The organism is Kitasatospora sp. NPDC059812, from assembly GCF_042732075.1.
In the GTDB taxonomy this organism is placed as follows: Bacteria; Actinomycetota; Actinomycetes; order Streptomycetales; family Streptomycetaceae; genus Kitasatospora.
The window spans coordinates 20,639-23,011 of the sequence record NZ_JBHWIO010000122.1 but is presented as its reverse complement, the minus strand read 5'-3'; the positions used below and the strand labels follow the sequence as shown (position 1 = coordinate 23,011).

General features: G+C 70.6%; 2 protein-coding genes. Both read left to right on the top strand.

Going from position 1 to position 2,373, the window contains the following annotated elements; genetic code table 11:
- A partial coding sequence (locus ACFV6D_RS36085) for an IS4 family transposase (RefSeq protein WP_380562986.1) occupies positions 1 to 1,154 on the top strand: 1,154 nt, incomplete at its 5' end.
- A 225-nt stretch (positions 1,155 to 1,379) separates the two neighbouring features.
- The gene (locus ACFV6D_RS36080) at positions 1,380 to 1,982 is read left to right on the top strand and encodes a hypothetical protein (RefSeq protein WP_380562985.1); all 603 of its coding nucleotides are present in this window, start codon (positions 1,380 to 1,382) and stop codon (positions 1,980 to 1,982) included.
- Positions 1,983 to 2,373: the final 391 nt, after the last annotated feature.

The following is a 2,373-nucleotide window of genomic DNA, read 5'->3' as shown; positions in this document are numbered from 1 at the left end:
AGCGGCTGGGTGAGAAGCCGCTACGGGCGCTGTTCGAGCGCCGCCGCGGCGCCCTGGCCATATCCGCGACGCCCGGCGCGTTCGCCTTCGGGCTGCGGTTGGTCGCCTGGGACGGCACGACACTGGACGTGCCGGATACCCCGGAGAACGCCGCGGCGTTCGGGTTCACCGGCCGCGGCGGCGTCAACCAGAGTGGAAACCCGCAGGTCAGGCTGATGGAGCTGACCGAATGCGGCACCCACGCTCTGGTCGACGGCGCCTTCGATGGGGTGGCGCGGGCCAGTGAGCACGCGCTGGCCCGCCAGCTTGTTGCCAGCCTTCAGCCGGACATGCTTCTGCTGGCCGACCGCGGCTTTACCGGCTACGAACTGTGGGGCCATGCCCGGGCGACGGGTGCTCACCTGGCCTGGCGGATCAAGGGCAATCAGGTGTTCGTGCCTCTGCGGGTCCTGTCCGACGGCTCGTTCATCTCGGTCATGCCGACTCCGAAGGAGACCGTCCGGCACGGCCAGGCACGTGCTGCCGGCCGCACGCTGGCCCAGCCGCCCGAGGGCCACACCGTGCGGATCATCCAGTACACCGTGACCGTCCACCCGAAGGGCGGCCGGCCTCGGAAGGAGATGTTCCGGCTGGTCACCAGCCTGCTGGACCACACACGGGCCCCGGCCCGGCACCTGGCGGCGATCTACCATCAGAGGTGGGAGATCGAGAACGGGTACGACGAGCTCAAGAACCGCCTGCGCGGAGCCGGGTTCGTCCTGCGCTCGAAGTCTCCCGAGCTGGCCTGCCAGGAGGTCTACGCACTCCTGACCGTCTACCAGGCGCTGTGCGCACTGGAGTTGCACGCCGCACAGCGCGGCGCCATCGACCCCGACCGGATCTCCTTCACGGTTACCGTCCAGCTCGCCCGGCTGAAGGTCGCCGGCCAAGCGGCCGCAGACGCCATCACGCTGCTGGCAGCACGCAGCGAGGTCGTCCGCGAGCTCTTGGACGGCCTCCTCCCAGCCCGACGCGACCGTCAGTGCGACCGAGTCAAGAAGCCGCCCAAGAACACCTTCGAAACCAAGAAGCGAGACCGGCCACGCACTCCCGGTCACGTTCAGTACACCCTCAAAGTGGCCTGGCACCCGCCCCTACCTGCGGAAACGCCCTAACTCACCGGCATTGCAGGTCAGGGGAACTTTTCACCCCGAAGGCCCAAAGATTCCACAGCGCCTACGAGGAGGGGCTGCCAGCCGTCCGTCCGCTACCTCATGCGCGAACTCGAACTCCTGCGTGAGCACTTCTCCCCCCACGGGGTGGAGCTGCTGGCCGGACTGCGCCACCAGACCGACCAGCTGTAGTGCCACGCTGAGCGGAACCGAACCACGGAGGGTCACGTGCTTGATCACCTCATCACTCACGACGACAACCTGCGGATGGTCCCCACCGACCGGAACGAGCTGACCACCGCGGTCGGCCAACTCCACGAGGAACTGCGGGCCTTGCCCGAGGAGGCAGACCCCGCTCGTACTCAGGTCCTGACCAGATGGATCGGCATCGGCCAGATGTGCCTGGGCCACCACGCGGAGGCCCGGACGTTCCTCCGGCAGTCGCTCGACCTCGCCGCAGCGATCGGCAACACCCGGGCCGTCCTCGCCACCGGGCTCAACCTCGGCGACGCGCACCGCTACGCCGGTGACGTGCAGGGTGCGGACGCGCTCTACCGCAGCGCGCTGAACACCGCGCGGAGCGAGCACCCGGAGCTCCTTGACTTCGCGCTCCAGCACACCGGCAAGCACCTCATGGAACGTGGCGATCTCGCAGGCGCCCAGGCCCGTCTGCAAGAAGCGCTGCGCCTGCGGATCGCCAAGGGGGACACCGGGCTGGTCGATTCCACACAGGCCGCACTCGACCGGGTCGAGCTGCTGATCGGCCCGGCCGACGCGTCGGCGGCAGACAACGCGGCACCGCGCCAGCGGAGCGGCCAGTGGACCGCATAGCTCCAGTCCCGCACCACGGCCCGGACGCCGGCCCGGTGGGCACTCGAATGCGACCTCGCCGCAGGTGACTGCGCCGTATTCGACGGCGCGCTCACGCCGCACGGCCGGACGCCGCTCAGCGCCGGAGAGAGCGTCATCCTCATCTCCTTCGGGTTCCGCGCGCGCGACCAGGCTTCGCGCACGGTCACGAACCTTCCGCCGGCCCCTGCGTAGCGCCGGTGCGCCCTACGCCTTCCGCCCGCCGCTGACCATCTCGCACCCCCACCGCCCTCAACCCCCAGCGGCGGGGGCGCCCCCCCCCCCCCGCCGCGCCCCCGGCGCCCCGGGGGGGGCCCCCCCCCACGGTTAAACCGCCGCCGCGCGCGGGGATTGGCCCCGGCCCGCGCGGGTG